Source organism: Armatimonadota bacterium (genome assembly GCA_020354555.1).
Taxonomy (GTDB): domain Bacteria; phylum Armatimonadota; class Hebobacteria.
Genome location: CP070648.1, coordinates 1,529,073 through 1,534,502, shown reverse-complemented (window position 1 = coordinate 1,534,502; position 5,430 = coordinate 1,529,073). Strand labels below are relative to the sequence as shown.

Annotated in this window: 4 protein-coding genes; 1 reads left to right on the top strand and 3 read right to left on the bottom strand. The window is 66.4% G+C overall.

Annotated features, from left to right (window positions below; genetic code table 11):
* Together JSV65_06205 and JSV65_06200 are read right to left on the bottom strand one after the other, a co-directional pair.
* Positions 1-429: site-specific DNA-methyltransferase (locus JSV65_06205; protein ID UCH35944.1), on the bottom strand; the 429-nt coding region annotated here is incomplete at its 3' end.
* An 8-nt stretch (positions 430-437) separates the two neighbouring features.
* Positions 438-2,783, bottom strand: a complete 2,346-nt coding sequence (locus JSV65_06200; protein UCH35943.1) for a DNA translocase FtsK — start codon at positions 2,781-2,783, stop codon at positions 438-440.
* Positions 2,784-3,048: 265 nt separating this feature from the next.
* Here JSV65_06200 and JSV65_06195 point away from each other — a divergent pair, with 265 nt between their 5' ends.
* Positions 3,049-4,161: an AI-2E family transporter gene (locus JSV65_06195; GenBank protein UCH35942.1), complete on the top strand. Its 1,113-nt coding sequence runs from the start codon at positions 3,049-3,051 to the stop codon at positions 4,159-4,161.
* Positions 4,162-4,243: 82 nt separating this feature from the next.
* Here the strand turns inward: JSV65_06195 and JSV65_06190 are convergent, their stop codons facing one another.
* Positions 4,244-5,209, bottom strand: a complete 966-nt coding sequence (locus tag JSV65_06190) for a Gfo/Idh/MocA family oxidoreductase (protein UCH35941.1) — start codon at positions 5,207-5,209, stop codon at positions 4,244-4,246.
* Positions 5,210-5,430 lie beyond the last annotated feature (221 nt).

Here is a 5,430-nt window from a genome sequence, read left to right as displayed (position 1 = left end):
GTCGTCGAAGCGCAGGCCCGCGCGCGTCAGGTCGTCTCGCTGCGGCTCCCACAGATGCGGATCAGCGACCTGCGTCGTGTCGCCCTGGATGACGCGCTCGAACAGGCCATCTGCATCCAGCTCGACGAGCCGCCGCTGTGCTACTGCGGCGTAACGCGGTGACAGTTCGATGCCGACGCCCTGCCGTCGCTGCTCGAGGCACGCGACGAGCGTGGCGCCCGACCCGGCGAATGGATCAAGGACGAACTGGCGCTCCTTGGTGAAGAAGCGCAGGAAGTCGGCTACCATCTCCTCGGGGAAACGCGCGGGATGAAGCTCGGTGTCCTTGTTCCGGTGGTAGCGCGGGGAATCGCAGACAAACCACGTGCGCGTGAACTTGATCCACTCGGTGCCGGTGAGGTCGTTCAGCTCGTTGCTCGGTCGAGCCATGGCTCGGCCTAGGTATCGCCCTCAGCATCGAAGTCGGGCGCGTCGTCTGCCGCGCCTTCGGCGTCGGCAGCCACCGCGTCGAGCGCCGGCTCATCGCCCGCCTCCTGCACCGCGACGCCGCCGCGGCTGAGCGGTACCGAATAGACTTCGCGCGGGCGGCTACCGTCGGCGGGGCCGACGTAGCCGCGCTCCTCCATCATGTCAACCAGGCGCGCAGCGCGAGTGTACCCGATGCGCAGCTTGCGCTGGAGCATGGAGGCGCTGGCGTACTTGGTCGAGAGCACGAAGTCCAGCGCTTTCTCAAACATCTCGTCATCTACCGCGTCCTCGCCCCCGATGCCGCCTTTGGTCGTCGCAATCAACGGCTCGGCGAGAAACTCGGGCTTGCCCTGGCGCTTGAGGTACTCGACGATGACGCCGATGTCGCGCTCGCTGAGATAGGCGCCCTGGATGCGCGTTGGCTTGGTCGCGTCCATGGGGTAGAAGAGCATGTCGCCGCTGCCGTCGAGGCGCTCGGCGCCGTTGATGTCGAGGATAGTGCGCGAGTCTACCTGCGACGCGACCGCGAAGGCGACGCGCGACGAGATGTTGGCCTTGATGGTGCCGGTGATGACGTTGACCGACGGGCGCTGGGTCGCGACGACCAGGTGAATGCCAGTGGCGCGAGCGAGTTGCGCCAGGCGGCAGATGGAGGACTCAAACTCGGTGGCGGCCTGCATCATGAGATCCGCCAGCTCGTCAATCACGATGACGAGGTAATACATCGACCCGAGTCCTTCCTCGACGGCCGCCAGCTCGTTGTAGCTGACGATGTTGCGCACGCCCAGATCGCTGAAGCGCTGGTAGCGGGTTTCCATCTCGCGGATAGCCCAGCGCAGAAGCCCGGCGGCCTCCTTCGCACCATGCGCGACGGGCGCGACGAGGTGCGGGATGCCCGCGAAGAGGCTCAGCTCGACGCGCTTGGGATCCACCATGAGGAACTTGACTTCATCGGGACGAGCGCGGAAGAGGATGCTCGCGATCATGGAGTTGAGGCACACGCTCTTGCCGGTATTGGTGGCGCCGGCGATAAGCAAGTGCGGCATGCGCTGGAGGTCGGCGACCCGGCAATGCCCGGAGATGTCCTTGCCCAGGGCGAAGGCGAGGGGCGACGGGTTATCCTTCATCTCCGGCGATTCGAGGATCTCCTTGACGTTGACGAAGACGACCTCGGCGTTCGGCACCTCGATGCCGATCACGCCCTTGCCGGGCACGGGCGCTTCGACGCGAACGTCGAGCGCGGCGAGGGCGAGCGCGAGATCGTCGGCGAGATTCGTGATGCGGCTCACGCGCACCCCCGCCGGTGGCTGAATCTCGTAGCGCGTCACGCGCGGCCCGCGCTCGATTTCGATGACCTTGGCATCGATGCCGAAGCTGCGCAGCGTACTCTCCACCAGCTCGATGTTGTCCGACACATCATCCCGCGCCGGGTTGCTCTCGACCTCGGAGAGCAAGCTCGTCGCGGGCAGCTTGTAGTCCGAAGACCTGGGCGGCTCGCTCACGCCTTCATCGGCCAGGCTCAACTGGTCGTCGGTCGGCTTCGCCGTCTTCGCTTGGGGCTCGGGCTTCAGCCGAGGTTCGGGCAGCGCGGCGGGCTTGGGCGCCGGCTTCGGCGGCGTAGGACGTGCCTCCAGCGCGGCCGGCTTCTCTTCCCTGATCGCCCGTGGCAGCGCACGGGCGGGACGCTCGCGTCGCGCGGGGGCGGGCTGCTTTCTTTGTCGCAGCTCGCGAACCGCCCGCACGGTCGCCAGTGCGCCGGAGGCGATGCCCGAGCCAACGACGGTCGCCAGCGTCGCCAACGGCCGATCAACCAATATGGCGAGCGCAGCGATGCCGGTCAGGACGAGCACGATAGCGCCGAGCACCGCGCCCAGCGTAGGCTTCAGAATCTCCGCCAGCACGACGCCGATGAGGCCGCCCGGCTCGCCGGTCATGTCGCGACCGAACAATCCCTCGCCCGCAGCCGGAAGCTGGTAGAGGCCGAGCAGGACGGCGAAGAGCACGACGAGGCTGATGGCAGTGGAGCGCAGCGGCGGCCGGTGGCGCTGGGCGATGAGCACGGTGCCGCTCACCAGCAGGCCGATGGCAACGATGAGCGCCCCGAGGTCGCCGACGAGAAAGCACAGGGCGTAGCGCAGATACCGCGCGAGGAAGCCCGCGCTGAAGAACGTGCTGAAGGCGATAATCAGCCCCACGGCGAGCAGTCCGAGGCCGATGACCTCGTGGCGGATGCGCCTGCGGCGGTGCTCGCCGGCGATGGGGGCGACTCTGGGCTGCGCGCGTGCGAGCTGGGCGCGCACGCTGCGACTCTTCATGGCCTGCTCCTGTGCTTCGAAAATGGCTGCGAATGCTTCGGCAAACTGCGATATTTCAGAGGCCAGAAAGCACTGGTATGATAGCAGATTTGCCGCGGGAGTGCAATCGGTCGGCGGAACGTCCGGCGACAGACCGTGCCACCGGCGGCCGCAGCCACAGTGCTTCCAGGTCTGCCAGATGGGGCGCGCTGTCAATTGACAGCGCGGCGCGGGCCGGATACAATCTGGCGGTCGCCGCATGCGCGGGCGCGGAAAGGTGAGCGCCGTGGAAATCGCTCCGCAACCACGACGAATAACCCCGGCCGCAGCCGTGGTCATCCTCGTTTTCGCGCTACTGCTCATTATCGCCACGGTGTGGCTCCTGTGGCTGCCTATCCAGCTCTTCATCATCGCCGCGCTCGTCGCGCTGGCGATGAGCCATCCCGTCAACTGGCTCGCAAAGCGGCGCGTACCGCGCATCGTGGCCGTCATCGGCGTGCTCGTGCTGATCGTCGCCGCGGTGACCGTGCTGCTCGGCATCTTCGTCCCGCCGCTCACGCGCCAGACCGCGGATCTCATAGACAACATCCCCAGCTACTGGAACGACTTGCGGCCCCGCCTCGAGGAGGTGACACAGCGCTACCCGTGGATTCAGGAGCGCATCGCCGAGGTAGATGTTTCGGGCGAGGTGACGAAGCGGGCGCGCGACTGGCTTGCCAGCGGGTGGTCGCTCGCGGTGGACGTCGCGAGCGGCTTGGTTGTCGCAATCCTGCTGCTCATCACCATCGTGTTCATGCTGGTGAACCCGCAGCCGCTGATCAAAGGCATCATCGGGCTCGTTCCCGAGCCGTGGTCCGGCCGCGCATTAGAGATTGGCGCGATGCTCACCGACCGCATCCGCGCGTGGCTGCGCGGGCTGGTCATACTGGGCAGCATCATCGGCGTGGCGGTCGGAGCCGGGCTGTCAATCCTCGGCGTGCCCTACGCGGTGCTGTTCGGGGTGCTCGCCGGGGTGCTCGAGGCGGTGCCGACGATCGGCCCCGTGCTGTCCGCGGTGCCGCCGATTCTGGTGGCGCTCGCGCTGGATCCGCTCAAAGGCCTCGGGGTGCTGGTGCTGTTCATCGTGGTGCAGCAGTTGGAGAACACCTTCCTCGTGCCGTACATCATGAGCCGGCAGTTGCAGCTCCACCCGGTCTCCATCATCTTCGGATTCATCGCGCTGGGCACGTTGTTCCACTTGTTCGGCGCCATCGTCGCGGTGCCGACGGTGGCCTGCCTCAAGGTGCTCTACGACGAGGTGTACTACCCCTGGGCGCATCCCGCCGCGAGCGCCCAGGCCGCTTGCGCGGAGGAAGCGGCGGCGGAACGCGAGGCGGGAGAGGACGAGCCTCCGCAGTAGGCATAAGCGCGGCGAGAGATGGCCCAAGCCGCGACACGCTCAAATCCGGTCGCGTCCCCACCGCGGCGCAGGCCCGCCGGGCTTAGAGCATCCGCGACTCGTAGATCAGATCTACGAGTTCCATGGTCCGCACCGCGTCGCCGAAGTGCGTCAGCGGCAGGCGCCCCTCCTTCACGCAGTCAATGAAGTGGCGGTTCTCCTGGAGGAAACCGCGCGTCTTGTGGGGCTCCTCGCTGCCGACGATATCGCGGCTCCAGACCTCCTCCCCTTCCTCCTGGTTGTCCTGGTAGATCACCGCTTTCTCGTCGGTATCCACGAAGGTCGAGATGCCCTTGCCGTGCATCTCCAGCGTATGGACGCGCTTGCCGGCGGCCCAGTTGGTGAGCAGAACTCCCGTGCATCCGCTCTCGAAGCTGAGCAGCGCATTGAAGCTGTTCTCGTACTCGCAATGGATGGCGCGGACGTCGCTCGCGGCGCACACGACCTCGCCGCCCATCCAGCGCAGGGCGTCCACGGCATGAACCGCGTCGCACGACAGCACGTCAATCGCCCCGTTGTAGTAGGGCGGAGCGCCGAGGTTGTGCTTGTAGAACGTGGCGACGCACTGTGTCATGTCACCGCGCGCCTCGACGCGCTCCTTGGCCGCACATGCGGCGGGGATGAAGCGCCGGTTGAAGGCGACCATGGTCAGGCAGCCGTTCTTCTCGGCAGCGCGCGCCATGTTGCGGGTCTGCTCCGACGAGACGCCCGGCGGCTTCTCGATGAACACGTTCAGCTTGCGCCCGAGGCAGTCAATGACGAGATCGAACAAGTGGTGGGGCGGCATGATGATGTAAACCGCGTCGGGGCTGGTCTTATCAATCATCTCGTTGTAGTCGCGAAATTGTCCCTCGATGCCGTACTTGTCGGCGGTGGTGCGCAGGCGCTCCTCGTCGAGGTCGCAGATGCCGACCATCTCGACGTCCGGCATCTCGGCCAGTGACGGGTAATGCGCCCAATTCGCCATGCCTCCGGCGCCGATGAAGGCGACCTTCACTTTGTCCATCATTGTCTCCTCTGCAGTTGACGTGGTGCCGTAATGCGTTCGTGTCACACGCGGTGAGTGTCCGCCGAGGGGCGGTGGCCTATCCGGGGTAAACTCATTCGCCGTCCCTGCGCCATCCCATTCCCGGGAAACCAGGACGCGGCCTCACGGCCACGGGAAGAACGGCGCGGGGGCCTTGGTGATGAAGCTGAACACGGTCCACACCACCGCCGAGCTGAACTCCC

Bases quoted from the DNA above. Each gene is read 5' to 3' on its own strand.
- JSV65_06190 (UCH35941.1), bottom strand. From the start codon at position 5,209: ATGATGGACAAAGTGAAGGTCGCCTTCATCGGCGCCGGAGGCATGGCG.
- JSV65_06200 (UCH35943.1), bottom strand. From the start codon at position 2,783: ATGAAGAGTCGCAGCGTGCGCGCCCAGCTCGCACGCGCGCAGCCCAGA.